Origin of the sequence: Pseudomonas sp. Irchel s3b2 (assembly GCF_900187445.1) — a bacterium.
Lineage (GTDB): Bacteria > Pseudomonadota > Gammaproteobacteria > Pseudomonadales > Pseudomonadaceae > Aquipseudomonas.
In genome coordinates this window covers 151,431-178,064 of record NZ_FYEB01000003.1, presented here as the reverse complement: position 1 = coordinate 178,064, position 26,634 = coordinate 151,431, and the positions used below count along the sequence as shown (strand labels likewise).

Annotated in this window: 20 protein-coding genes and 2 pseudogenes; 14 read left to right on the top strand and 8 right to left on the bottom strand. The window is 59.5% G+C overall.

Annotated features, from left to right (window positions below; all coding sequences use genetic code 11):
* Window positions 1–194: 194 nt before the first annotated feature.
* The gene (gene putP / locus CKW20_RS10370) at window positions 195–1,679 is read right to left on the bottom strand and encodes a sodium/proline symporter PutP (protein ID WP_095052832.1); all 1,485 of its coding nucleotides are present in this window, start codon (window positions 1,677–1,679) and stop codon (window positions 195–197) included.
* Window positions 1,680–2,140: 461 nt separating this feature from the next.
* On the opposite strand from putP, the gene putA reads away from it, so the two are divergent.
* Both putA and CKW20_RS10360 read left to right on the top strand, forming a co-directional pair.
* Window positions 2,141–6,094 carry a trifunctional transcriptional regulator/proline dehydrogenase/L-glutamate gamma-semialdehyde dehydrogenase gene (gene putA / locus CKW20_RS10365; protein ID WP_095052831.1) on the top strand — a complete coding sequence of 1,318 codons (3,954 nt, stop codon included), beginning with the start codon at window positions 2,141–2,143 and terminating at the stop codon, window positions 6,092–6,094.
* A gap of 226 nt (window positions 6,095–6,320) precedes the next feature.
* Complete coding sequence (locus CKW20_RS10360; protein WP_095052830.1) at window positions 6,321–8,123, top strand: acyl-CoA dehydrogenase; 1,803 nt, start codon at window positions 6,321–6,323, stop codon at window positions 8,121–8,123.
* A gap of 69 nt (window positions 8,124–8,192) precedes the next feature.
* Here the strand turns inward: CKW20_RS10360 and CKW20_RS30150 are convergent, their stop codons facing one another.
* The 4 genes and pseudogenes from CKW20_RS30150 to CKW20_RS10345 all read right to left on the bottom strand — a co-directional run bounded on the left by CKW20_RS30150 (window position 8,193) and on the right by CKW20_RS10345 (window position 10,772).
* Complete coding sequence (locus CKW20_RS30150) at window positions 8,193–8,924, bottom strand: methyl-accepting chemotaxis protein (protein ID WP_371857423.1); 732 nt, start codon at window positions 8,922–8,924, stop codon at window positions 8,193–8,195.
* 132 nt (window positions 8,925–9,056) lie between these two features.
* A pseudogene (locus CKW20_RS30145) lies at window positions 9,057–10,097 on the bottom strand (cache domain-containing protein); the annotation flags it as partial.
* 145 nt (window positions 10,098–10,242) lie between these two features.
* Window positions 10,243–10,545, bottom strand: coding sequence for a cell division protein ZapA (locus CKW20_RS10350; RefSeq protein ID WP_007936757.1), 303 nt, complete (start codon window positions 10,543–10,545; stop codon window positions 10,243–10,245).
* Window positions 10,542–10,772 (bottom strand): hypothetical protein, encoded by a 231-nt coding sequence (locus tag CKW20_RS10345; RefSeq protein WP_095052828.1) that lies wholly within the window; start codon window positions 10,770–10,772, stop codon window positions 10,542–10,544. The genes CKW20_RS10350 and CKW20_RS10345 overlap by 4 nt, the downstream gene beginning before the upstream one ends.
* Before the next feature lie 209 nt (window positions 10,773–10,981).
* Here CKW20_RS10345 and CKW20_RS30140 point away from each other — a divergent pair.
* The 5 genes and pseudogenes from CKW20_RS30140 to selO all read left to right on the top strand — a co-directional run.
* A pseudogene (locus CKW20_RS30140) lies at window positions 10,982–11,818 on the top strand (MCP four helix bundle domain-containing protein); the annotation flags it as partial.
* A complete protein-coding gene (locus CKW20_RS30135) occupies window positions 11,801–12,673 on the top strand; it encodes a methyl-accepting chemotaxis protein (protein WP_371857422.1) in 873 nt (290 codons plus the stop codon). The pseudogene CKW20_RS30140 and the gene CKW20_RS30135, both read left to right, overlap by 18 nt.
* A 271-nt stretch (window positions 12,674–12,944) precedes the next feature.
* Entirely contained in the window at window positions 12,945–14,687 is a 1,743-nt protein-coding gene (locus CKW20_RS10335) for a potassium/proton antiporter (protein ID WP_095052826.1), read from the top strand.
* Window positions 14,688–14,721: 34 nt separating this feature from the next.
* Window positions 14,722–18,078 (top strand): mechanosensitive channel MscK, encoded by a 3,357-nt coding sequence (gene mscK / locus CKW20_RS10330; RefSeq protein WP_095052825.1) that lies wholly within the window; start codon window positions 14,722–14,724, stop codon window positions 18,076–18,078.
* A gap of 48 nt (window positions 18,079–18,126) precedes the next feature.
* Entirely contained in the window at window positions 18,127–19,590 is a 1,464-nt protein-coding gene (selO, locus tag CKW20_RS10325) for a protein adenylyltransferase SelO (RefSeq protein ID WP_095052824.1), read from the top strand.
* Between the two features lie 149 nt (window positions 19,591–19,739).
* Here the strand turns inward: selO and CKW20_RS10320 are convergent, their stop codons facing one another.
* Window positions 19,740–20,141 (bottom strand): type II toxin-antitoxin system HigA family antitoxin, encoded by a 402-nt coding sequence (locus tag CKW20_RS10320; RefSeq protein ID WP_095052823.1) that lies wholly within the window; start codon window positions 20,139–20,141, stop codon window positions 19,740–19,742.
* Entirely contained in the window at window positions 20,138–20,434 is a 297-nt protein-coding gene (locus CKW20_RS10315) for a type II toxin-antitoxin system HigB family toxin (protein ID WP_095052822.1), read from the bottom strand. The genes CKW20_RS10320 and CKW20_RS10315 overlap by 4 nt, the downstream gene beginning before the upstream one ends.
* A gap of 196 nt (window positions 20,435–20,630) precedes the next feature.
* Between CKW20_RS10315 and trxC the strand changes: the two genes are divergently transcribed.
* Window positions 20,631–21,065 carry a thioredoxin TrxC gene (gene trxC, locus CKW20_RS10310; RefSeq protein ID WP_095052821.1) on the top strand — a complete coding sequence of 145 codons (435 nt, stop codon included), beginning with the start codon at window positions 20,631–20,633 and terminating at the stop codon, window positions 21,063–21,065.
* Between the two features lie 118 nt (window positions 21,066–21,183).
* On the opposite strand, the gene CKW20_RS10305 is transcribed toward trxC, so the two are convergent.
* Window positions 21,184–21,954, bottom strand: coding sequence for a ParA family protein (locus CKW20_RS10305; protein ID WP_095052820.1), 771 nt, complete (start codon window positions 21,952–21,954; stop codon window positions 21,184–21,186).
* Between the two features lie 362 nt (window positions 21,955–22,316).
* Here CKW20_RS10305 and CKW20_RS10300 point away from each other — a divergent pair, with 362 nt between their 5' ends.
* Genes CKW20_RS10300 through CKW20_RS10275 form a run of 6 tightly spaced genes read left to right on the top strand, consistent with a single transcriptional unit; the run spans window position 22,317 to window position 26,565 of the window.
* Entirely contained in the window at window positions 22,317–23,042 is a 726-nt protein-coding gene (locus tag CKW20_RS10300; RefSeq protein ID WP_095052819.1) for a beta-ketoacyl synthase chain length factor, read from the top strand.
* Complete coding sequence (locus CKW20_RS10295) at window positions 23,018–23,827, top strand: 1-acyl-sn-glycerol-3-phosphate acyltransferase (protein WP_095052818.1); 810 nt, start codon at window positions 23,018–23,020, stop codon at window positions 23,825–23,827. Before CKW20_RS10300 ends, CKW20_RS10295 begins: the two co-directional genes overlap by 25 nt.
* Complete coding sequence (locus CKW20_RS10290; protein WP_095052817.1) at window positions 23,808–24,083, top strand: phosphopantetheine-binding protein; 276 nt, start codon at window positions 23,808–23,810, stop codon at window positions 24,081–24,083. The genes CKW20_RS10295 and CKW20_RS10290 overlap by 20 nt, the downstream gene beginning before the upstream one ends.
* 9 nt (window positions 24,084–24,092) lie before the next feature.
* Entirely contained in the window at window positions 24,093–24,347 is a 255-nt protein-coding gene (locus CKW20_RS10285; protein WP_007903178.1) for an acyl carrier protein, read from the top strand.
* A complete protein-coding gene (locus CKW20_RS10280) occupies window positions 24,344–24,889 on the top strand; it encodes a hypothetical protein (RefSeq protein WP_095052816.1) in 546 nt (181 codons plus the stop codon). Before CKW20_RS10285 ends, CKW20_RS10280 begins: the two co-directional genes overlap by 4 nt.
* Window positions 24,886–26,565 (top strand): acyl-CoA synthetase family protein, encoded by a 1,680-nt coding sequence (locus CKW20_RS10275; RefSeq protein ID WP_095052815.1) that lies wholly within the window; start codon window positions 24,886–24,888, stop codon window positions 26,563–26,565. The genes CKW20_RS10280 and CKW20_RS10275 overlap by 4 nt, the downstream gene beginning before the upstream one ends.
* The last annotated feature ends 69 nt before the right edge of the window (window positions 26,566–26,634 follow it).

The window sequence follows — 26,634 nt, the reverse complement described above, 5'->3', positions numbered from 1 at the left end:
TGTTTTTTTAGGGATCTTTCCTTCAAAAATCGGGATGTTGGGCTACAGACATTCCCCGCAGAAGTAGTGTGTTGCTGCGAAGAGGCCAGCACTGACACCAAACCTTTCCCCCAAAACAAAAAAACGGCCCGCCTCCAAAAGGAAGCGGGCCGTTTTCATATTCAGCGAAAGATCAGAGCATCAGCTCATCCCCATCACTGGTTCAGGCGGAAATCCTTCTCGGCCGCGGCAAAGCGCTGAAGCATACCAGCGGTCGGGGTGCCCATTTTGCTGACGAAGTAGATCGCCAGGCTGGCGAAGATGAAACCAGGGATGATTTCGTACAGGCCCAGCAGTTCGAAGTGTTTCCAGACGATCACGGTGATCGCGCCGACCAGGATACCGGCCAGTGCGCCGTTGCGGGTCATGTCTTTCCAGATCACGGAGATCAGGACAACTGGACCGAACGCAGCACCGAAACCAGCCCAGGCGTAGCTGACCAGACCCAGGACACGGTTTTCCGGATTTGCCGCCATAGCAATGGCGATCAGGGCAACCAACAGCACCATGGCGCGGCCGACCCAGACCAGCTCAACCTGGGAAGCGCTTTTACGCAGGAAGGTTTTGTAGAAGTCTTCAGTCAGGGCGCTCGAGCACACCAGCAGTTGGCAGCTCAAGGTGCTCATCACCGCCGCCAGAATGGCCGACAGCAAGATACCGGCAACCCATGGGTTAAACAGGATTTTCGCCAGTTCGATAAACACACGCTCGTGGTTTTCGCTCACGGGCATGGCCACGGCAGGGTTTGCCGAGAAGTAAGCGATGCCGAAGAAACCTACAGCGACGGTGCCGCCCAGGCACAGAATCATCCAGGTCATGGAGATGCGACGAGCGTTGGCGATCGACTTGACCGAATCCGCCGCCATGAAGCGCGCCAGGATGTGCGGCTGGCCGAAGTAGCCCAAGCCCCAGCCCATCAGCGAGATGATGCCGATGAAAGTGGTGTTTTTCAGCATGTCGAAGTTGCTTGGATCTTGTGCTTCGATCGCCAGGAAGGTGGTGTCGATGCCGCCAGTCGCCAGCAGCACGATGATCGGCGTTAGCAACAAGGCGAAGATCATCAGCGTGGCTTGTACGGTGTCAGTCCAGCTCACTGCCAGGAAACCACCGACGAAGGTGTAGGCAATCGTCGCCGCAGCACCGGCCCACAGCGCTGTCTCGTAGGACATGCCGAAGGTGCTTTCGAACAGACGGGCGCCGGCCACGATGCCGGAAGCGCAATAGATGGTGAAGAACACCAGGATCACGACCGCAGAGATGATCCGCAGCAGGCCGCTTTTGTCTTCGAAACGGCTGGCGAAATAGTCCGGGAGGGTCAGCGCATCGCCGTTGTGCTCGGTCTGCACGCGCAGACGGCCGGCGACGAACAGCCAGTTCAGGTAAGCACCGATGATCAGGCCGATGGCGATCCAGCTTTCGGAAAGACCGGACATGTAGATAGCGCCCGGCAGGCCCATCAGCAACCAGCCGCTCATGTCGGAAGCACCGGCAGAAAGCGCGGTCACGACGCTGCCCAGGCTACGACCACCCAGAATGTAGTCAGAAAGGTTGTTGGTGGAGCGATAGGCCATCAAGCCGATCAGCACCATTGCTGCGATGTAGATCACGAACGTGATCAGGGTTGGATTGCTTACGCTCATTGAGTTACGCCCTGGCATTGTTTTTATGTAACGGCGGCTAGTGAACTGCTCGCAAACGACGACGTTTGACAGACGATTCCGGATCCCGCGCATTTATGACTGATGTTTCCCCAGGAAAGCCATCAGCCGGCACACCGATCTTTTTGACTGGTTGCACCTTGGCCGCGAATGCTATTCAACAAAGCAAATAAGGTGCAACCAGTTTCGCGCGAATAAGTTGCACCTAGTCGGATTTTCTTGCAAAGGGTCGGTTTTTGCTCCTTTTTGGGGCGTTTTTCGGGTTGCGCTAGAAGTAAAAGCACCAAGCAGGCACGGGCCCGATGTACCAGAATTGATTTCCTGACGAGCTGCTGGTTGTTCCGAGAAAAAAAGGGTTGCACCCGGTTGCACCTCGATCGACGCACAGCTAATCTTGCCGGCAGCTGATGCCACGCGGTCGTGGCAAACATGAGGATAAAAATATGGCTACCACCACTCTTGGGGTCAAACTTGACGACCCGACCCGCGAACGCCTCAAGGCCGCCGCGACCTCGATTGATCGCACGCCGCACTGGCTGATCAAGCAGGCAATTTTCAATTACCTGGAAAAACTCGAGGGTGGTGCAACCCTGTCCGAGCTGAACGGTTTGAACGGTAAGGAAGTTGACGAAGCGGGCGAGCTCCACGTCGATCACGCGCATCAATGCTTCCTGGAGTTCGCTGAAAGCATCCTGCCGCAATCGGTGCTGCGCGCTTCTATCACTGCCGCCTACCGTCGCCCGGAACCTGAAGTGGTGCCGATGCTGATCGAGCAGGCGCGCCTGCCAGCCACGATGGCCGAAGCCACTAACAAGCTCGCCGCCTCGATTGCCGAGAAACTGCGCAATCAGAAGAGCGCCGGCGGCCGTGCCGGGATTGTTCAGGGCCTGTTGCAGGAATTTTCCCTGTCATCCCAGGAAGGCGTGGCACTGATGTGCCTGGCCGAAGCGCTGCTGCGCATACCGGATAAGGGCACCCGTGACGCCCTGATTCGCGACAAAATCAGCACCGGCAACTGGCAGCCGCACTTGGGCAACAGCCCGTCATTGTTCGTCAACGCCGCCACTTGGGGCTTGCTGCTGACCGGCAAACTGGTTTCCACGCACAACGAGGCTGGTTTGACTTCGTCGCTGAGCCGCATCATCGGCAAGAGCGGTGAGCCGATGATCCGCAAGGGCGTCGACATGGCCATGCGCCTGATGGGCGAGCAGTTCGTGACCGGCGAAACCATCGCCGAAGCCCTGGCCAACGCCAGCAAGTTCGAAGCCAAGGGCTTCCGCTATTCCTACGACATGCTGGGTGAAGCTGCACTCACCGAACACGATGCGCAGAAGTACCTGGCCTCGTACGAACAAGCCATCCACTCGATAGGCAAAGCCTCTCACGGTCGTGGGATTTATGAAGGTCCAGGCATTTCGATCAAGCTGTCCGCCTTGCACCCGCGTTACAGCCGCGCCCAGTACGAGCGCGTGATGGACGAGCTGTACCCGCGCCTGCTGTCGCTGACTCTATTGGCCAAGCAATACGATATAGGCCTGAACATCGACGCCGAAGAAGCCGACCGCCTTGAGCTGTCGCTGGATCTGCTGGAGCGCCTGTGCTTCGAGCCGCAACTGACCGGCTGGAACGGTATCGGTTTCGTGATCCAGGCTTACCAGAAGCGTTGCCCGTACGTGATCGACTACGTGATCGACCTGGCTCGCCGCAGCCGTCATCGCCTGATGATTCGTTTGGTGAAAGGCGCGTACTGGGACAGCGAAATCAAGCGCGCCCAGGTCGAAGGTCTGGAAGGTTATCCGGTCTACACCCGCAAGGTGTACACCGACGTTTCCTACATCGCGTGTGCTAGAAAACTGCTGTCGGTGCCGGAAGTCATTTATCCGCAGTTCGCCACGCACAATGCCCACACGCTGTCGGCCATCTACCACATCGCCGGTCAGAACTATTACCCGGGCCAGTACGAGTTCCAATGCCTGCACGGCATGGGTGAACCGTTGTACGAACAGGTTGTAGGCAAAGTCTCCGAAGGCAAGCTGAACCGTCCGTGCCGCGTGTATGCACCGGTCGGCACCCACGAAACATTGCTGGCGTACCTGGTGCGTCGTCTGCTGGAAAACGGCGCGAACACCTCGTTCGTCAACCGTATCGCCGACCAGTCTATTTCGATTCAGGAGCTGGTGGCCGATCCAGTGGCCAGCATCGAGCAGATGGCGACGCTGGAAGGCGGCTTCGGCCTGCCGCACCCGCGTATCCCGCTGCCGCGTGATCTTTATGGGGCCGAGCGCGCCAACTCCAGCGGCATCGACATGGCCAACGAACATCGTCTGGCTTCGCTGTCGTGTGCTTTGCTGGCCACCGCTCATAACAACTGGAAAGCGGCGCCGATGCTCGGTTGCGCATCCAGCAGCGAAACCCCTGCACCGGTGCTGAACCCGTCCGATCTGCGCGATGTGGTCGGCCATGTGCAGGAAGCCACCGTCGAAGACGTCGACAACGCGATCCAGTGCGCCCTGAAAGCCGCGCCGATCTGGCAGGCGACCCCGCCGGCAGAACGCGCCGCGATTCTGGAACGTGCCGCCGATTTGATGGAAGGCGAGATCCAGCCGCTGATGGGCCTGTTGGCTCGCGAAGCCGGCAAGACCTTCGCCAACGCCATTGCCGAAGTGCGTGAAGCCGTGGACTTCCTGCGTTACTACGCGGTGCAGGCGCGCAACGATTTCACCAACGATGCCCACCGCCCGTTGGGTCCGGTGGTCTGCATCAGCCCGTGGAACTTCCCGCTGGCCATTTTCAGTGGTCAAGTGGCTGCTGCGCTGGCCGCTGGTAATCCGGTATTGGCCAAACCTGCGGAACAAACCCCGCTGGTGGCTGCTCAAGCCGTGCGTTTGCTGATCGAAGCCGGGATTCCGGAGGGCGTGGTGCAATTGCTGCCGGGCCGAGGCGAAACCGTCGGCGCTCGCTTGGTCGGTGACGATCGGGTCAAAGGCGTGATGTTCACCGGTTCCACCGAAGTCGCTCGCTTGCTGCAACGCAACGTCGCCGGTCGTCTGGATGCTCAGGGTCGTCCGATTCCACTGATCGCTGAAACTGGCGGTCAGAACGCGATGATCGTCGACTCCTCGGCACTGACCGAACAGGTGGTGATCGACGTGGTGTCATCGGCCTTCGACAGTGCTGGTCAACGTTGCTCGGCGCTGCGGGTACTGTGCCTGCAGGAAGATTCCGCCGACCGCGTCATCGAAATGCTCAAGGGCGCCATGGCTGAATGCCGTCTCGGCAACCCTGAGCGTCTGTCCGTGGACATCGGCCCGGTGATCGACGCCGAAGCCAAGGCCGGCATCGAGAAGCACATCCAGGCCATGCGCGACAAAGGTCGCAACGTGTATCAGGTGGCCATCGCCAACAGCGAAGAAGTCAAACGCGGCACCTTCGTGATGCCGACCCTGATCGAGCTGGAAAGCTTTGACGAACTGCAGCGGGAGATCTTCGGCCCGGTGCTGCACGTGGTTCGCTACAAGCGCAAAGACATCGATCAACTGATCGGCCAGATCAACGCTTCCGGCTACGGCCTGACCCTGGGCGTACACACTCGTATCGACGAGACCATCGCCAAGGTGATCGACAACGTCAACGCCGGTAACGTCTACGTGAACCGCAACATTGTTGGCGCTGTGGTCGGCGTGCAACCGTTTGGCGGCGAAGGTTTGTCAGGTACTGGCCCGAAAGCCGGTGGTCCGCTGTACCTGTACCGCTTGCTGTCGACACGCCCTACCGATGCGATCGAACAATCCTTCGCCCGCGGCGACGCTATCGCTGCACCGGACGTGCGCCTGCGTGATGCCATGAGCAAACCGCTGACCGCGCTGAAAGCCTGGGCCGACAGCAACAAGTTCGCCGACTTGAGCACCCTGTGTGCACAGTTCGCAGCGCAATCGCAGAGCGGCATCACCCGTGTACTGGCTGGCCCGACTGGCGAGCGCAATAGCTACGCCATCCTGCCGCGCGAACACGTGCTGTGCCTGGCGGAAGTCGAAGGCGATTTGCTGACCCAACTGGCGGCGGTATTGGCCGTGGGCGGCTCGGCGGTATGGCCGGACGCTGAACCGGGCAAGGCACTGTTCGCACGCCTGCCGAAAGAAATCCAGGCGCGGATCAAGCGGGTTGCCGATTGGACCAAGGACGAAGTGGTGATTGATGCGGTTCTGCATCATGGTCACTCCGACCAGTTGCGTGCGGTCTGCCAGCAAGTGGCCAAGCGTGCCGGCGCAATTGTTGGGGTTCATGGTTTGTCGCAGGGTGAGACCAACATTGCGTTGGAGCGCCTTGTGATCGAGCGGGCATTGAGCGTCAACACTGCGGCGGCGGGTGGTAATGCCAGCCTGATGACTATCGGCTGACACTCCACTGATCGTTCCCACGCTCCCGCGTGGGAATGCCTCCTGTGACGCTCTCTGCGTCACGTCGTTTGGGGACGCGGAGCGTCCCGGGCTGCATTCCCACGCGGAGCGTGGGAACGATCATGCCCTACCCTCGTTTTGCCCCTCCATCACGCTCATCAATCATCCTGTTCAGCCTTTATACCCACGCCTAGACTCGGTCCATTCCAAATAGAGGTAGGCCGCCATGTCCGAGACGTTGCTCAGTTCCCGCAATCTGGCTTTCGAGCTGTATGAAGTCCTTGATGCCGAGGGCCTGACCCAGCGTGAGCGGTTCGCCGAGCACAACCGCGAGACCTTCGATGCGGCCATCGGCACCGCCCGCAGCATCGCCGAGAAGTTCTTCGCCCCGCACAACCGCAAGGGCGATGAGAACGAACCGCGCTATGAGGACGGTCAGGCGATTCTGATTCCAGAAGTGAAACCGGCGGTGGATGCCTTCCTTGAAGCCGGTTTCCTCAATGCCGCGCGCAGTTTCGATGCCGGCGGCATGCAACTTCCTACGCTGCTGTCCCAGGCCTGCTTTGCGCACTTTCAGTCGGCCAACGCGGCGTCGACCTCTTACCCGTTCCTGACCATGGGCGCGGCGAACCTGATCGAAAGCTTCGGCTCCGATGAACAAAAGCAGCGCTTCCTGCAACCGATGATCGACGGCCGCTTCTTCGGCACCATGGCCCTCACCGAACCGCATGCCGGCTCATCGCTGTCGGATATTCGTACACGCGCCGAGCCTGCGTCCGACGGCACGTATCGCCTGAAGGGCAACAAGATTTTCATCTCCGGCGGCGATCACCCGTTGTCGGAAAACATCGTGCACATGGTGTTGGCCAAGCTGCCGGATGCACCGGCCGGGGTGAAGGGTATTTCGCTGTTTATCGTGCCCAAGTTTCTGGTCAACGATGACGGCAGCCTCGGCCAGCGCAATGACGTGTTGCTGGCCGGGTTGTTCCACAAGATGGGCTGGCGCGGCACTACGTCCACCGCGCTGAACTTCGGCGACAACGGCGAATGTGTCGGCTATCTGGTGGGCAAGCCGCACCATGGTTTGAGCTACATGTTCCAGATGATGAACGAGGCGCGGATTGGCGTCGGCATGGGTGCGGTGATGCTGGGTTATGCCGGTTATCTGTATTCCCTGGAGTACGCCCGCGAACGTCCGCAAGGTCGGGTGCCGGACAGTAAAGACCCCACTACCGCGCCGGTGGCGATCATTCAGCACGCCGATGTCAGACGCATGCTGCTGACGCAAAAATCCTACGTCGAAGGGGCCTTTGACCTCGGGTTGTACGCAGCGCGGCTGTTTGACGACACCACGACGCTTGAGAGCGAAGCCGAGCGCAAACAGGCTCATGAGCTGCTGGATCTGCTGACGCCGATCGTTAAATCCTGGCCGTCGGAGTTTTGCCTGAAGGCCAACGAACTGGCGATCCAGATTCTCGGTGGCCACGGTTATACCCGTGAGTACCCGGTGGAGCAGTACTACCGCGACAACCGCCTGAACCCGATTCACGAAGGGACTCACGGCATTCAGTCACTGGATTTGCTGGGGCGCAAGTTGGCGCAGAACGGGGGCGCGGGGCTCAAGCAACTGATCCGCCTGATCGCCGACACCGCCGAGCGAGCGCAAGCGTATGAATCGCTGACGCCGCTGCGCGAACCGTTGGAGAAACTGGTCGCACGCCTGCAAACCGTGACCATCGGCCTGCTGACCGATCTGGCTCAAGGCAAGGTCAATAGCAGCCTGGCGAACTCGGCGCTGTACCTCAAAGTGTTCGGGCACACGGTGATCGGCTGGCGCTGGCTGGAACAGGCGATTCGCGCCGAGGAAGGGTTAGCCAAAGGGAACGCGGCGGATGTGAGCTTCTATAAAGGCAAGCTGCAGGCGGCGCGGTATTTCCTGACGTGGGAAGTGCCGGGTTGCCACCATGAGCTGGCGATTCTTGAGGCGCGGGATGATGTGTGTTTAACGATGCAGGATGAATGGTTCTGACAACCTTTCACTGATCGTGTCGCAGAGCGTCACAGGAGGCATTCCCACGCGGAGCGTGGGAACGATCGGTCAGGTGAGTTTGAAACTGCTCATCTGCCGAGCCAAATCATCCGCCAACCGCTGCAACGTCTGACAGTCTTCCCGACAAGCCCTGACTTCCCCCGCCGTCGCTCGAGCCAAATCAGAAATCCCCTGCACGTTGCGGTTGATCTCTTCCGTCACCGCCGACTGCTCTTCCGTCGCCGTGGCCACCTGATGGTTCATGTCGCTGATGCGCTCGACCTGCCCGGTAATCGCGGTCAACGACGCCCCGGTGCGCTGACTCGACTCAACACCCGTGCCGGTCGCCGCTTGCCCGGCGTGCATGGAAGACACCGCATTCTCTGCGCCCTGTTTGAGGCTGCCGATCATCTGCTGGATCTCATCGGTGGACGATTGAGTCCGCCGCGCCAATGTCCGCACTTCATCGGCCACCACCGCAAACCCGCGCCCCATGTCCCCGGCTCGCGCAGCTTCAATGGCAGCGTTGAGCGCCAGCAAATTGGTCTGCTCGGAAATCCCGCGAATCACCGCCAACACCTGATCGATGGAGGCCACTTGATGGGCCAACTCACCCACCGCACCGGCGGCGATGCCAATCTCATCGGACATGCTTTCGATATGTCGAATCGACCCGCCCACCACCTCCCGCGCTTGCAGCGCTTCATCCCGCGCGGTTTGCGACGCGACGGCCGCGTTGCCGGCGTTATGAGCGATTTCCTGCACAGTCAGGCCCATCTCGTGGACGGCGGTGGCGACCATGTCGGTCATTTCCTGCTGACGGCCCGAACGTTCGGCCGTGTTGTCCACCACCCGCGCCACCTGGCCGACTGCCGTACGCAAGCGTTCGCTGGTAGCCAGCACTTCGCCGATCATCTCGCGCTGACTTTCCAGGAACCGATTGAACCCGCGAGCCAGATCGCCCAGCTCATCGGCGCGGCTGGAATCTAACCTGTGGGTCAAATCTCCACCACCGCTACCGATGGCTACCAGCGCCGCTGTTACCTGACGAATCGGTCGCACCAATCCACGGGCTAGCAACACCACCAGCAACAGGCAAACCAGCGCCACCGCCAGGCCAATTCCGCTGCTCATCCACATCGCGCGCCGGGCTTCGGCATAGATCTGCGACTGTGGCACTTCGGCCACCAGGGTCCAGCCCAGATCACGCAGCGGCAGGCTCAAGGTCAGAAAATCTTCACCATCGCGGACAAAACTGCTGGTGGCGGACGCGGTGGAGGTAGAGAGCGGCCCCGTGACCGCTTGCGCCGCCGAAGCGCCAATCTGCTCCGCCAGCGCGCGTTTGCCACTGAACTGCGCCTCGGGGTGAACCTGGATCAAACCGTCCGAACGCACGAGATAGACCTTGCCGCGCTCACCGAAGTTGAAATTGTGGATCAACTCCGACAGCTCTTTCATGCTCAGCCCGAGGCCAGCGACGCCCACGACTTTGCCGGCCTGCTCGACTTTGAAATCGATGAACAGCGCCAATTCGCCGGTGGCGGTGTCATTGTCGATATTGAGGGTGCGCGGCTGGTTGCTGTCGAGGAAAGCATAGAACCAGGCGTCTTTTGGATTGGAGCGACTGAGGGTCCGGTCCAAGCCTTTTTCAGTGAAGTAATGGTTAGACGCAGTGCCAATAATAATCGCGGTAAAGGCTTTGTGCTCGGCGCGGATGCCTTCCAGGTAGTTGACGAAGCCAGCGGTCTGGGCACTGTTTTCACCTGCGGCCAACCAGTCGCGCACCATGCTGTTACTGGCGATGTCCTTGGCGGCAGTGAGGGGTTGAACGAGGATTCGTTCGATGTCGTTGCGCATCGCTTCGATGCTCGACGGCAGCGCCTGCTCGACCAGATAGCGCTGGGCGAGACGGTTGACCACGAGGGTATAAACGCCAACCACGATCAGAATACTGACCAGCAGGGCGGTGCCCATGCTCAGGATCAACTGCCATTGAATACTGCGTCGCCAGAACTGCATGGAGCACCCCCAAAGAATAAGAGGCTGAAATACTGCAACAGCCGTGCCGATTGTATACAACTAATCCGACAATTTATTCTTTGGTTGTGCGCAAAGCTGATCAGGCCTGATTGATTGTTTTGGCGATCACTTCAACCGTGGCGCTGACTTGCTCTTGGTAACGGTCGAGTTCTTGCTGGTGACGCTTTTGCATTTCGATCTGCTGTGAGCACAGATTCATTGCCGCCAGCACCAGCAAGCGGTCACCGATCAGCGCCGGGTATTTCTTTTTGGTCTCGGCCAGGGCGGCTTTCAACATTAATGCAGCGTCCAGCAGGGTCTGCTCTTCCCCGGCCGGTGCCTTGATCGAATAGTCCTCGCCCAGAATCGAGACAACTTTTACCCCTGCGGCGCCGTAACTCATGCGCTGACAGGGCCGGCGCTGACACGCTCAACCAAGGCCTGAATTCGGGCGGCGGTGGCGCCTTGTTTCTCTTCCTGTTCCATCAGGCTCAGTTGCAGGCTTTCGTTTTCATCCTTGACCTGGGCCAGTTCGGCACTCAGGGATTGATGGGTGGCCAGCAGGGTCTGGTTCTGCTGCACCAGGTCGCTGACCAGTTGTTCCAATTGGCTTAGGGATGCTTCCAACATTTTGATTTTCCGGGCATTTTCAAAGGGCGCGTACGATAAAGAAAAGTCACCACAGATGCCAGGGTTATGCGGGCGCAAAGCCTTGATTTTCCTGGCGGACGACCTTCCTCGCGAGCTTTAGAGACTGTGAATGGCGGATCTGGTTCCTGCACTTCGTCGCCACGACCCTTCTGCGACAAAACCACCTAGCGCCTCAAGACTTTGGTCATATGACCGATAAGCCATCAATACAGCAGTCTCAGCCCCGCACGGATGCGCTTTTTTCGGTGAACACCATGTCTTTACGAAATATGAATATCGCACCGCGGGCGTTCCTCGGTTTTGCCTTGATTGGCAGCTTGATGCTGGTTCTGGGGGTGTTTGCGCTGAACCAGATGAGCAAGATTCGCGGCGCCGCCGAGGAAATCACCTCGAACAGCGTACCGAGCATTAAAAGCCTCGACGAGTTCACTCAGCTAACCCTGCGCCTGCGCGTCCTGTCTTACCGTCTGTTGGTGAACCGCGAGCCGGACGTCCAGCAGAAAACCATGGACCTGCTGGAAACCCGTAACCAACAAATCCGAGCGGCTCAGGCGGTCTACGAAAAACTGATCGCCAGCCCGCAGGAACGTGCAGCCTATGATCAGTATGTGCAGTTGCTGGGTCAGTACCGCCAGATCGAAGACCGGATGAAGAGCCTGTCGCGCAACAATCAGGTCGACGAACTGCGCACGCTGCTCAATACCGATTTGCTGACCAACTCCGAAGCAATCAACACCGTGCTCAACCGTTTGCTGGAGATCAACACTCAGCAGACTGCCGATACCAACCAACGAGCCACCGATCAGTACTCTTCGGCCTTCAATCTGGTGATCACCCTGCTGGCGATCGCCACCGGCCTGACTGTTCTGTTCGCCTGGCTGCTGACCAACAGCATCACCAAGCCGATCGCCAACGCCCTGAATGCCGCCGAAGAAATCGCCGAAGGCAACCTGACACGCCCGATCACGGTCGATGGTGCCGACGAAGCCGGTCGTCTGCTGGCCGCCATGGCGAAGATGCAGGAAAAACTGCGCGATACCCTGCAACGGATTTCCGGTTCGGCCACGCAATTGGCGTCCGCCGCGGAAGAGCTCAACAGCGTCACCGACGAAAGCGCCCGTGGCCTGACCCAGCAGAACAACGAAATCGAACAGGCCGCCACTGCCGTCAATGAGATGACCAGCGCCGTGGAAGAAGTCGCACGCAATGCCGTGAGCACCTCCGAAGCCTCGAAGAACGCCACAACGTCCGCTGGCGACGGTCGTGACCTGGTGCAGGAAACCGTCAGCGCCATCGAGCGCATGAGCACCGACGTACAGAGCACCGCCACCCTGATCGGTGATCTGGCCAACGAGTCGCGAGACATCGGCAAAGTGCTGGATGTGATTCGCGGCTTGGCGGACCAGACTAACCTGTTGGCGTTGAACGCCGCCATCGAAGCCGCCCGTGCCGGTGAAGCCGGTCGTGGTTTTGCCGTGGTCGCCGACGAAGTGCGTGCCCTGGCTCATCGCACCCAGCAGTCGACCAGCGAAATCGAACGCATGATCGGCAGCATCCAGAGCGGCACCGAACACGCCGTGGATTCGATGCGCAATAGCACCGAACGCGCCGAGTCGACCTTGAATATCGCTCGCGGTGCAGGTATGTCGCTGGACACTATTAATAGCGCCATCGTCGAAATCAACGAGCGCAATCTGGTGATCGCCAGCGCTGCCGAAGAGCAGGCACAGGTGGCCCGTGAAGTGGACCGCAATCTGGTGAATATTCGTGATCTGTCGGTGCAATCGGCCACCGGTGCCAACCAGACCAGCGCTGCCAGCAATGAACTGTCGCGCCTGGCGCTGGACCTGAACAACATGGTTGGGCGGTTTAGCCTGTAACCGAGTGATGCCGAAAAGATCGCAGCCTTCGTAGGAGCGAGCGGTGCGGCGATCCGACTTGCCCCGCGAAGGCGGTGTATCAGTAGATATAAATTGAGACTGACACACCGCCTTCGCGGGCAAGCCTCGCTCCTACAGGGGATCCCGCTGGTTGCGATCTTTTGATCTGCAAAAGCTTTTTGACAGCATCACATTTCAACAGGTTAGAATCGCTGGCACGCAGACTGCATGGTCAGTTTGTGCCCGCCTTTAGCTTTCTGGAGTACTGCCTTTGAATGCGACGACCATCAACAGCCTGTTCTTGATCGGCGCGTTGCTGGTAGGTGCGAGCATTCTGGTGAGCTCACTTTCATCGCGCCTCGGTATCCCGATTCTGGTGATCATCCTCGCGGTGGGCATGGCGGCCGGTGTCGACGGCGCCGGCATTATTTTCGATAACTATCCAACGGCTTATCTGGTCGGCAACCTCGCCCTGGCAGTGATCCTGCTCGACGGCGGCTTGCGCACCCGGGTGGCAAGTTTTCGCGTGGCGTTATGGCCGGCGCTGTCGCTGGCCACGGTGGGTGTATTGATCACCACCGGCCTGACCGGAATGGCGGCAGCATGGTTGTTCGACCTGAATCTGATGCAAGGCCTGCTGATCGGTGCCATCGTCGGCTCTACCGACGCCGCAGCCGTGTTCTCGCTGCTGGGCGGCAAGGGCCTGAACGAACGGGTGAGCGCGAGCCTGGAGATCGAGTCCGGCAGCAACGACCCGATGGCGGTGTTCCTCACCGTAACGCTGATCGACATGCTCGCCAGCGGCGAGACCGGCCTGCACTGGAATCTGCTCGTGCATTTGGTGCGCGAGTTCGGCATCGGCGGTGTGATCGGTCTCGGTGGGGGTTGGCTACTGCTGCAACTGGTCAACCGTATCAACCTGGCCACCGGCCTTTATCCGATTCTGATGATTGCCGGCGGTCTGGTGGTATTTGCCTTGACCAACGCCCTGCACGGCAGCGGCTTTTTGGCGGTCTACCTGTGCGGTCTGGTGATCGGCAACCGCCCGGTCCGTAGTCGCCATGGCATTCTGCATATGCTCGACGGCATGGCCTGGTTGGCCCAGATCGGCATGTTCCTGGTGCTGGGGCTGTTGGTCACGCCCCATGACCTGTTGCCGATTGCCTTGCCGGCGCTGGGTCTGGCGCTGTGGATGATTCTGTTTGCCCGGCCGCTGTCGGTACTGGTCGGCCTGTTGCCGTTCAAGGCGTTCCATGGCCGCGAAAAGGCCTTCATTTCCTGGGTTGGCTTGCGCGGCGCTGTACCGATCATTCTGGCGGTGTTCCCCCTGATGGCGGGGCTGCCCAACGCTCAGCTCTATTTCAATCTGGCGTTCTTTATCGTACTTGTGTCGCTGCTGGTGCAAGGCACGAGCCTGCCCTGGGTTGCCAAACTTTTGAAAGTGACCGTCCCGCCGGAGCCTTTGCCGATTTCCCGATCGGCGCTGGAAGTGCATGTCACCAGCGAGTGGGAACTGTTCGTGTATCGCCTCGGTGCCGAGAAATGGTGCATTGGATCCCCCCTTCGCGAGCTGAAAATGCCCGAAGGCACCCGTATCGCAGCCCTGTTTCGTGGCCAGCAACTGCTCCATCCGTCGGGTAGTACGGTGCTCGAAGTCGATGATTTGCTCTGTGTGATCGGCCATGAACACAACCTTCCGGCCCTCGGAAAACTCTTCAGCCAGGCACCGCAACGGGGTCTGGATTTGCGCTTCTTCGGCGACTTCGTACTCGAAGGAGACGCCCAGCTGGGCGCGGTTGCTGCCCTGTACGGGTTGAAAGTCGAAGGCATCGATCCGAACATGTCCCTGGGCCACTTCATTGCCCAGAAAGTGGGCGGTGCCCCAGTAGTCGGCGACCAGGTCGAATGGAACAACACCCTGTGGACCGTCGCTGTCATGGAAGGGAACAAGATTGGTAAGGTGGGCGTCAGATTCCCCGAAGGAAGTCGCCCCGGACCGGGACTCTTCCTCTAAACTCCACTCTTCGCCTCGTTTTCGATCGGTTTCTATGTCAACTCTGCGCACTTTTTTCATCATGGCCCTGCTGGGCTTGAGCCTTTCCATCAGCACGCTGCAAGCCGCCGAACCGCCGTCCAGCGAAGCCGTGCAGGCGAGCCTGAACAAGATCGCCGACCGCAAACTGCCTGAAGCCGATCAGAAAGCCCTGCAAGCTGTCCTGCAGAGCACGCTCACCCAGCTCAATAACCAGCGTGATTACGATCAGAAACTGATCGATCTCAAGCAGCAGTTGACCAACGCGCCGAAGCAGAACATCGAGAACCAGCGTGAGTTGGCCCGCCTCAAGGCCAGTAAAGTGGTGCCGGTGGCGCAACGCTATACCAAAGAGAGTATTCAGCAGCTTGAGCAATTGCTGACTGAGCGCGCCACCCAGCAAAACGATCTGCAGAAAGCCCTGGCCGAAGCGAACAGCCTGATCATCACCGCCCAGACCCGCCCCGAACGCGCCCAGGCCGAAATATCCGCCAGCCAGACGCGCATCCAGCAGATCAACAACACCCTTAAGCTCGGCAAGGACAGCGGCAAGCCCTTGACCCCGGAGCAACGCGATCAGCTCAACGCCGAACTCGCGGCACTGAACGCCTTGATCCCGTTGCGTCGCCAGGAACTGGCTGGCAACAGCCTGTTGCAGGATCTGGGCAACAGCCAGCATGACTTGCTGTCGGAAAAATCCGACCGTATGGATCAGGAAATCCAGGAGCTGCAAACCCTGATCAACCAGAAGCGCCTGGCCCAGTCGCAAGAAACGGTAACCCAGCAATCCATCGAAGCACAGAAAGCCGGCGGCAGCAGCCTGCTGGCCACCGAAAGCGCGGCCAACCTGAAGCTCTCCGATTACCTGCTCAAAAGCACCGACCGCCTCAACGAAGTCACGCAACAGAACCTGCAGACCAAACAGCAACTGGACAGCGTGACCCAGAGCGATTCGGCACTGGAAGAACAGATCAATGTGCTCAAGGGCAGCCTGCTGCTCTCCAAGATTCTCTACAAACAGAAACAGGCCCTGCCGAACCTCAAGCTCAACCGTGATCGCGACTTGGCCGACCAGATCGCCGACATTCGCCTGTATCAGTTCGAAGTCAGCCAGCAACGGGAATTGCTCAGCAATCCGACCACCTATGTCGACAACCTGCTGGCGGCTCAACCACCCGAGCAAGTCACCCCGCAATTGCGCAAAAGCCTGCTGGAACTGGCCACCACCCGCGCAGACCTGCTGGAGCGTTTGAACCGTGAACTGAGCGCGGTGCTCAACGAATCCATCACGCTGCAACTCAACCAGAAGCAACTGCTCAGCACCGCACAAAGCCTGAGGGCTACGCTGGACGAACAAATGTTCTGGATCCCCAGTAACAAGCCGCTGGATCTTGAGTGGATGCGCGCCGTGCCGGAGCGCCTGGAACGTCAGGTCACCACCCTGCCTTGGGCCTCAAGCCTGAGCGAACTGACTGATGGCCTGACGCAGCGGCCACTGTTGTTTCTGCCGCTGGCCTTTCTGATCGGAGCGCTGCTGTGGCGCCGCAAAAATCTTTATGCCCGCCTGAATAAAGTTCACCTGGACATCGGCCACTTCAAACGCGACAGCCAGTGGCACACACCGCAAGCGATTCTGATCAACATCCTGTTGGCGATGCCGGTCTCCCTGGGTCTGGCCTTATGCGGCCTGGCCTTGCAGATCGATGCACGCGGGCAGAACGCCAATATGGGTGCGGCGCTGCTGCAAATGGCCCAGGCCTGGCTGGTGTTCTACACCGCCTACCGCATTCTCGCGCCGGGCGGCGTCGCCGAATTGCATTTCCGCTGGGAAAAACCCCAGGTCGAATTCCTGCAGGGCTGGATACGCCGACTCGGCCTGGTGGTGATGGCTCTGGTAACCGTGGTGGCTGTCGCCGAACTGCAACCGGCAGCGCTGGCCGACGACGTGCTCGGCATGCCGGTGGTGCTGACCTGCTACGCCTTGATGGCCTGGTTACTCAGCCGCCTGTTGATCAGCAGCCCGACCCACGAAAACACATCGCTGTTCCGCAAGGCCTTGGCAGTCCTTTTTACCGCTCTGCCGATCGCGTTGTTCATCGCCGTGTGCTTTGGCTACTACTACACCGCGCTGAAACTCAGCGACCGGTTGATCAACACACTTTACCTGCTGATGTTCTGGCTGGTGATCGAAGCGACCTTCGTGCGCGGCCTCAGCGTTGCGGCGCGGCGCCTGGCCTATCAGCGAGCGCTTGCCAAACGCCAGGCTGCCAAAGAAGCGGGCGACGGCGAAGCGGTGATCGAAGAGCCGACCCTGGACATCGAGAAGGTCAACGAACAGTCACTGCGACTGATTCGCCTGGCGCTGCTCGGCGGTTTCATCGCGGCGCTGTACTGGGTCTGGTCCGATCTGATCTCGGTATTTTCGTACCTGGACAACATCACCCTTTACGAATACACCAGCGGCACCGGCGCCAATATGAGCATGGTGCCGATCAGCATCGGTGACATGATCGGCGCATTGATCATCATTGGCATCACCCTGGCGCTTGCTCGCAACCTGCCAGGTTTGCTGGAAGTGTTTGTGTTGTCGAAACTGAACCTGGCTCAGGGCAGTGCCTACGCCACGACGACGCTGTTGTCCTATGTGATCGCCGGCATCGGTTTCGTCTCGACCCTGTCCACGCTCGGCGTGAGCTGGGATAAGTTGCAATGGCTGGTGGCAGCGCTGTCGGTCGGCCTCGGTTTCGGGATGCAGGAGATCTTCGCCAACTTCATCTCCGGCATCATGATCCTGTTCGAACGCCCGGTGCGGATCGGCGACACCATCACCATTGGCAACCTGTCCGGCACGGTGAGCAAGATCCGCATCCGCGCCACGACCATCACCGACTTCGACCGCAAGGACATCATCGTCCCGAACAAGACGTTCATCACCGGGCAACTGATCAACTGGTCCCTGACCGACACCATCACCCGGGTGACTCTCAAGCTCGGCGTCGACTACGGTTCGGACCTGGATCTGGTGAAAGAGCTGCTGCTCAAGGCAGCCCGCGACAACCCGCGCGTGCTGAAGGACCCGGAACCCCACGTGTACTTCCTGAACTTCGGCGAAAGCACCCTCGATCACGAGTTGCGCATGCATGTACGCGATCTTGGCGACCGCAACCCGGTACTTGATGAGGTCAACCGCTTTATCAATCGCGAGTTCAAGAAGCAGAAGATCAACATCTCGTTCCGGCAAATGGAGGTCTATCTCAAGAACCTTCACGGCCAGGAGTACAAGATGGTGCCGGTCGAGCCGGAAACCAAAACCATCGTGCCGCTGCCCGATGGCAATCCGCGGCGGGAGCCGCCGCCTGTCGAACTCGACTAACCACTCTATCCCTAGCAGAATGCTCGGACATTCTGCTGGAGATGGCCGTTGAAAGCCCTCGACGAACTGACCTTCGACAATCGCTTCGCCCGCCTGGGCGACGCGTTCTCAACCCATGTACTGCCCGAGCCCATCGCCGCTCCGCGACTGGTGGTCGCCAGCCCCGCCGCCATGGCGCTGCTCGACCTGGACCCGGCGGAGGCCGAGACACCGGTGTTCGCCGAGCTATTTGGCGGTCACAAGCTCTGGGCCGAAGCCGAGCCGCGGGCGATGGTCTATTCCGGGCATCAGTTCGGGTCCTATAACCCGCAGTTGGGCGACGGTCGCGGCCTGTTGCTGGGCGAGGTCTATAACGACGCCGGCGAGCATTGGGACCTGCACCTCAAGGGCGCCGGTCAAACGCCTTACTCACGCATGGGCGATGGACGGGCGGTGCTGCGTTCGTCGATTCGCGAATTTCTCGCCTCCGAAGCCCTGCATGCCCTGAACATTCCCACCACTCGCGCACTGTGCGTGATCGGCTCCGATACGCCGGTCTGGCGCGAGAAACAGGAACGTGCGGCCATGGTCTTGCGCCTGTCGCCGAGTCATGTGCGCTTCGGGCATTTCGAATTCTTTTATTACACCAAGCGCCCAGAGCAGCAAAAAGAACTCGGCGACCATGTGCTGGCCATGCATTTCCCGCACTGCTTGGAACAGCCGGAACCGTATCTGGCGATGTTCCGCGAAATCGTCGAACGCAACGCCGAGCTGATCGCCAAATGGCAGGCTTATGGGTTCTGCCATGGCGTGATGAACACCGACAACATGTCGATCCTCGGCATCACCTTCGACTTCGGCCCGTTCGCCTTCCTCGATGACTTCGACGCTCACTTCGTCTGCAACCACTCCGATGATCAGGGCCGCTACTCCTTCAGCAACCAGGTACCGATCGGCCAGTGGAACCTCAGCGCCCTCGCCCAGGCCCTGACGCCATTCATCAGCGTCGAAGCCCTGCGCGAAACCCTCGGCCTGTACCTGCCACTGTTCCAGGCCCACTACCTGGACCTGATGCGCCGTCGCCTAGGCTTCACCACTGCCGAAGACGGCGACCAAAAACTGCTGGAGCATCTGCTGCAACTGATGCAGAACAGCGGCGTCGACTACAGCCTGTTCTTCCGCCGCCTGGGGGATGAGTCACCCGAACTGGCCGTCGCCCGTTTGCGCGATGACTTCGTCGACATCAAGGGCTTCGATGCGTGGGGCGCGCTCTATGTTGCCCGGGTTGCTCGTGAAGGCGTGGTTGATCAGGAACAGCGCCGCAAACGAATGCATGCGGTCAATCCGCTGTACATCTTGCGCAACTACCTGGCGCAGAAAGCCATCGATGCGGCAGAAAGCGGCGACTATTCAGAGGTTCGCCGTTTGCACACGGTACTGAGCAATCCGTTCGAGGAACAGCCTGGAATGGAGAGCTATGCCGAGCGACCGCCGGAGTGGGGTAAGCATTTGGAGATTAGTTGCTCGTCATAATCCATTACTCGATAACCAAAACAAGCGCTCGTTCGCTCGCTCTTTGTGCATCACAAAGACCGCTTATCCTGCCTCTTAACCCTGGCGCCATCAGCACCGCCGGAATGATCTAGTGCAAGGGCCAGGTCTTGAACAAACCATGCTCCCGGTCAGATAAAAGTCTCTACCGACACACCAAAGCGCTCAGCCAGCCAGCGTATCTGCCGCAGGTTGAGCTGGCGCTTGCCGCTTAAAACCTCTGAAACCACCGATTGTGTACCTACGCCGGGCAGCTCGCTTTGGCTCAGACCATGTTCTCGCATCATGTAGCGGAGTACGTCAACGCCACTGGCCGCTGGCATCGGTCGATGCTTTCGGTCCCAGTCCTCGATCCAGTCACCGATGATATCCACCAGACTCATCAGAGGATGCGACTCATCTTCGCCAGTCATCTCGAGCAATTCATCGAGTGCCTGGACCAACATGTCGTAATCATTTTCGCTTTTTGGTTTTCGCAGCAATGGCGATACGAACTCCCAGTGCTCAGCAGCTTTTTTGATCAAAGCACTCATTCTTTGCCCTCCTTCCATTTGCCCCGATCATATTCACGGTGATCCAGCACGTGTTTGATGTACAGCTTCTGAGGTTGATACCTCACAAAAGCAATCAGCCGCAGCTTGTTTCCCCCGATGTCGAACACGTGAAATTCGCCTACCTTATCGATCGCAGGAAATAGCGATTTCATTGCGGCGAAGTCACGAGGGTTGTTTCGCTTGACCAATCGATACCATTGATCGAGCGCACTCGCAGCCGTTGGCCACTTCTCCTTGGACTCCCAAATTCGTTTTTCCGAGAACACATGCATGCAATCTCCTTATCGCATTTTGCTATGGGTGAGTTAAACATAGATCTTCGATATCGCAAGCTGCGATATCCGCGAACAGACCAGCGGTGCAACCGGCGCTTCCTCAGCCTAGGCAGACCAGAGGTTACTGCACGATTGAAAATGTGAGCAGACGTCTCCAATTAAGAACTATCTGCCTCTCTACCGGACCTCCTTCATGCCTGCCCCACTGCTAATCCCCTGCCCCCACTGCAACGGCCTGAATCGCATCCCCGCCGAGCGCCTCAATGACCATCCAAAATGCGGTCGTTGCAAGGCCGAAGTGCTGCTGAACAAGCCGTTCGAATTGAAACAGGGTGATTACGTCAGCCAGATCAAGGGCGACCTGCCGTTGCTGGTGGATGTGTGGGCGGACTGGTGCGGCCCGTGCAAGTCGTTTGCGCCGGTGTTTGAGCAGGCGGCGGGGCAGTTGATGGGCAAGTGTCGGTTGGCCAAGCTGGACAGCGAGGCGAATCAGCAATTGTCGGCTCAGTTGGGGATTCGCTCGATCCCGAGCCTGATTCTGTTCAAGAACGGCCGGGAAGTGGCTCGCCAGAGCGGAGCCTTCCCGTTGCCGCAGTTGATGAGCTGGTTGCGCAGCCAGGGGATCTGAACCCACCGCCCATCATGTAGGAGCGAGGCTTGCCCGCGAAGGCGTCGTGTCAGGCAACGATGATTTCGAATGTGCCGGCCTCTTCGCGGGCAAGCCTCGCTCCTACATGAGGGGCGATTCAGGCATTTTCCAGCAAATTGTGCAGATCGACGAACTGCTGGGTCAATTTATGCCGCGGGTCGAGGTGGATTAGCGGCGTATTAGCTTGGTGGGATTCGCGCATGCGTACCGAACTGGCCAGGTACACCGGCAACACCGGTAGCCCTTCGGCGATCAGTTCGTCGAGGATTTTCTGGGGCAAACTGGCGCGGGCCTGGAACTGATTGACAACAATGCCTTCAACTTCCAGCCCTTCGTTGTGGTCCTCCTTCAACTCTTCGATTTCCGCCAACAGGCCATACAACGCCTGACGCGAGAAACTGTCGCAGTCGAAGGGAATCAGCACACGATCAGCGGCGATCAACGCCGAGACGGCATAGAAATTCAGCGCTGGCGGCGTATCGAGGTAGATTCGGTCGTAATCGCCGTCCAGCTCCTCGAGCAATTTGCGCAGCTTGTTGATCTTGTGCTTGGCCTCAAGCTTGGGCTGCAAGTCGGCCAGCTCGGCGGTGGCGGTGACGACGTGAAGGTTGTCGAATGGGGTTTCGTAGATGTCTACCTGGTTTTTCTTCGAGAACGGTCCGGAGGACAAAGTCTGCTTGAAGAAATCAGCGATCCCCATCGGGATATCATCACCGGTGAGTCCCGTCAGGTATTGAGTGGAGTTGGCCTGAGCATCGAGATCCACCAACAGCGTCCGGTAGCCTTCGCTGGCACTGACTGCCGCCAGATTACAGGCAATGCTTGATTTGCCCACGCCACCTTTCTGATTGAACACCACGCGCCGCATGTCAAAACCTCCGTGTATCAAAGAATGACCGAGTGTAGTAGTCCACGGCGCTGCTTAGCTACCTCGCTGGCATCGGGACCACACAGTCATTGGTAAATATCCGACGGAAAAAGCCGCCAACACGTCCATCGACAGCCGATCGAGCCGACAGACATGTCCGACGCAATGTGGACAATGGTCAAACGACAGCTTTTTTTCGCGAACGAGACGGTACATTTCGTTGCGCAAAATGTAACCAGCATTTGCTAACACACCCGTCGCACCGGGATAATGCGCACCATTCGGCGTTAAGCGCCACGTAAGGTCAGCTGCGTTTCTTTGCGACTCACCGCGTCAAAGGAAGCCCGCAGGGGCGGGATGAAATGTCTGTGATCAACTTCAACATCGCCCAATGGCGCGCGTGGGCCCCTGGGCTTGAAAGCGTGGATGATTGGCAAGCCTGGAGCCGACAACCGGTCGTGCCCGAGCGCAGCGATGCCGCCCCCGATGTGTCGTTTCTGCCGGCCATGCAGCGTCGGCGACTCAGCCGTCTGGCGCGGATGGCGTTCAGTGTCGGCTGGCCGTTGGCCGATGGTCGCCAGGACCTGCCGTTGGTCTTTATTTCCCGCCACGGCGAAACCCCGCGCACTTTCGAGATTCTCAGCGATCTGGCGACCGATCAACCATTGTCGCCGACCCAGTTCAGCCTGTCGGTGCACAATGCGGTCATTGGACTGTGGTCGATCATGCGCGGTGAAACCAGCGAAATGACCGCCCTCGCCGCGGCCGGCGATGGCCTTGAACACGGCATGCTGGAGGCGGCGGCGCTGCTTGCCGAGGGCGCACCCGCAGTACTGCTGGTAGTGACCGAAGAGCAACCGCCCGCTGCCTATTCGGCCTGGATCGACGATGTGCCATTCCCTTACGCGGTCGGCCTGTTGATCACGCCCGGTAATCAGTGGCAGCTGTCGCTGAACAGCACCTCGCAAGCGTTGTCCAAAGCCCACTGGCCGCATGCCCTGAACCTGTTGCGTACCCTGCTCGGCCAGCAGACAACCTGCCAACATGCCTGGAAAAATCGTGTATGGACCTGGCAACGCAACCCGTAACCGATAAAAACCGCGACGCCTATTACTGGCGCCTGCTGGCCACTGCCGCAAGCTTTACCCTGTTCGGGTTGGGCGGCCTATGCTTGCGACTGGTGGTGTTCCCGCTGTTGAACTGCCTGCCGGGAGACGCCCTGGCCCATCGTCAGCGGGCACGACAGACGGTCAGTCGCTGTTTCTGGTTTTTCATTCGGTTCATGGCTCGCACTGGCGTACTGACCTACGACATTCAGGGGGCAGACAAGCTCGGACGGCCAGGCCAGATGATCGTCGCCAACCACCCCTCGCTGATCGATGTGGTGTTCTTGATCGGCCTGGTGGGCCATGCCAACTGCGTGGTCAAGAAAAGCCTCTGGGAAAATCCGTTCACCCGCGCTCCGCTACGTCGTACCGACTACATTAGCAACGACGGAAGCATGGACATGCTCGACGCCGCTGCCGATGCGCTGAAAAGCGGTCAGACCCTGATCATTTTCCCCGAGGGCACCCGCACCCAACCCGGCCAACCGCCGGCCTTTCATCGGGGGGGCGCGGCAATCGCCCTGCGCGGTGCGAGAATCCTCACCCCGGTGATCATCAAGGTCAGCCCGACTACATTGACCAAGGCCGAACCCTGGTATCGGATCCCCAAACGCCGCGTGCACTTCAGTTTTCGCGTCGGGGCCGATATAGACCCACAGGCTTTCGCTACGCAAGGACCTGCGCCTCAGGCCTCCCGCAAGCTCAACGACTATTTGCACTCTTACTTTATCAAGGAGCTCGCCGAAGATGAGCGATCTGCAACCTAATAGCCTGATGCTGGAAATCAAAGAGTTGATCATCGAAGCCCTGGGCCTCGAAGACATCAGCGTCGACGACATTGGCGATGACCAGACACTGTTCGGCGAAGGCCTGGGCCTGGACTCGGTAGACGCTCTGGAGCTCGGCCTGGCGATCCAGAAAAAGTACGGCATTAAAATCGATGCCGACGCCAAGGACACCCGTAATCACTTCACCAACGTGGCGAGCCTTGCGGCGTTCGTCACTGCAAAACAGGCAGCTTGAGACCGGACCATGCAAACTCGTGACGATATTTTCAATACCCTGCGCGATGCTCTGGTCGAACTCTTCGAGCTGGAGCCCGAGCGCATCAGCCTGGGGTCCAACCTGTATCAGGATCTGGAAATCGACAGCATCGATGCGGTCGACCTGATCGATCACATTAAACGCCAGACCGGCAAGAAAATCGCCGCCGAAGAATTCAAATCGGTGCGTACCGTCAGCGACGTGGTCGAGGCGGTCTATCGTCTGGTTCAACCGGCCGCATGAGCCGACTGATCGGCCTCGGCCTGCTGCTGGCAGGCTTGCTGTACCCCTTTGCGGTGTATTTCGGCATGGAACATTTTGCCCCGTGGCAGTTCGGTCTGCTGCTGGGTAGCCTGTGGCTGGCGCGAGCGCTGACCGGCGAGCGGCGCCCCGGAAGCCTGTGGATGGCCACGGTCGCCATTGGGTTCTGCCTGCTGCTGGCGCTGTTCGACAGCCCGGTGCTGCTGCGCTGGTATCCGGTGCTGATCAGCACGTTCATGTTGGTGCTGTTCGGCCTGAGCCTGAAATACGGCCCACCGATGATCGAACGCCTGGCCCGTCTGCGAGAACCGGAATTACCGGCCAGGGCCATTCGCTACACCCGCCAGGTGACGATTGCCTGGAGTGTTTTTTTTCTCTGCAACGGCTTGTGCGCCGCAGCCCTGACCCTTTGGGCGCCGCTGAGTTGGTGGATGTTGTACACCGGCCTGATCTCCTATGGATTGATCGGCCTGATGTTTGCCATCGAATGGCTCATACGACAACGGGTAAGAGGCCGCCCATGAATTGGATAACACTTGAGCAACTATTGCTCAAGGCTCGGCCGGACCGCACCGTGACGGTGGAACCGGCGTTGAATCACGCACAATTGTGCGAACAGGCTCTGAGCCTGGCGGCCGGCCTGCAAGCTCAGGGGGTACAGCGCATCGCCGTGCACCTTGAGGACGCCGCCGACCTGGCCATTGCCCTGCTCGGCGCTTGGCGTGCCGGGGTCGGCGTGCTGCTGCCCGCCGACCTGCAAGCGCAGACTCGCCAGCGCTGGTCGACCGAAGTCGATCTGTGGCTGACCGATCAGGCCGACGATGCGCACCTGAGCGATTATCGCCATTCACCGCTGCCAGCCAGCCCTCTGGATCTGGATCGCTGTCAGCTGAGCCTGTGCACCTCCGGCTCCAGTGGCGAACCCAAGCGCATCGACAAAACCCTGCGCCAACTGGCCAATGAAGTCCAGGCGCTGGAGCATCTGTGGGGCGCAGATCTGGGCGAGGCCTGCATCATCGGCAGCGTCGCCACGCAGCACATCTACGGCTTGCTGTTTCGGGTGCTATGGCCGTTGTGCGCCGGGCGCTCGTTCGTGCGTAAACAACTGGCCTTCCCGGAAGACTTGCAACGCGCCAGCCGCGAACACCCGGCCTTCGCCTGGGTCGCCAGCCCGGCGCTGCTCAAACGCATGGGCGACAATCTCGACTGGCCAGCGCTGAGCGCGGTGCGCCGAGTGTTTTCTTCCGGTGGTGCATTGCCCGCCGAAGCCTCGCAAAGCTTGTACGAACGCCTGCAACAATGGCCGACCGAAATCTTCGGCAGCTCGGAAACCGGCGGCATCGCCTGGCGTCAGGGCCAGAATCTCTGGCAGACCTTCGCCGATGTTGCGCTGAGCCAGGACAGCGATGGCGCCCTGCTTATCGCCTCACCGTACTTGCCAGCCGGCCATATCGAGCACACCGCCGATGCCGCGCGCATTGCCGCCGACGGTCGTTTTGAGCTGTTGGGGCGACTGGACCGAATCGTCAAACTGGAAGAAAAACGTATCTCGCTGCCGATGCTCGAACAGGCGCTGATGGCTCACGCCTGGGTCGCCGAAGCACGCCTCGGTGTGGTTCAGGAAAATCGCGCTTCATTAGGGGCGCTGCTGGTACTCAGCGAGCGAGGCCTGCGTGCCTTGCGCAATCAGGGTCGACGCAGCTTCACTCAAGCCTTGCGTCAGCATCTGAGTCAGCATTGTGAAACACTGGCCCTGCCACGCCGCTGGCGTTTGTTGCGGCAGCTGCCGCTGAACGCGCAAGGCAAACTACCCCAGGCCGAGGTCGAAGCCTTACTGCTGGCGCCTCGGCCAAAGGCGCCGCAAGTGCTGGAACAGGTCGAAGTCGATGGCGAATGGAGCCTGCAACTGGCCGTCCCGCCAGACCTGGCCTACTTCAGCGGCCATTTCCCCCGGGCGCCGGTATTACCCGGTGTGGTGCAGGTGGATTGGGCATTGAGCCTGGGCCAGCAATTGATGGATCTGCCGGCAAAATTCGCCGGCATGGAAGTGCTGAAATTTCAGCAACTGGTGCGTCCCGGTGATGAAATCCAGTTGCACCTGCGCTTCGACTCGGCGCGCAGTAAATTGTATTTCGCCTATCGCAATGAAACCGCCACCTGCTCCAGCGGGCGGATTTTGCTGGGGGCCGACTGTGGATAAGTTGAGATCTCCTGTAGCAGCTGCCGAAGGCTGCGTCCGAGCGCGAAGCGCTCGCATCCGGACCACCAC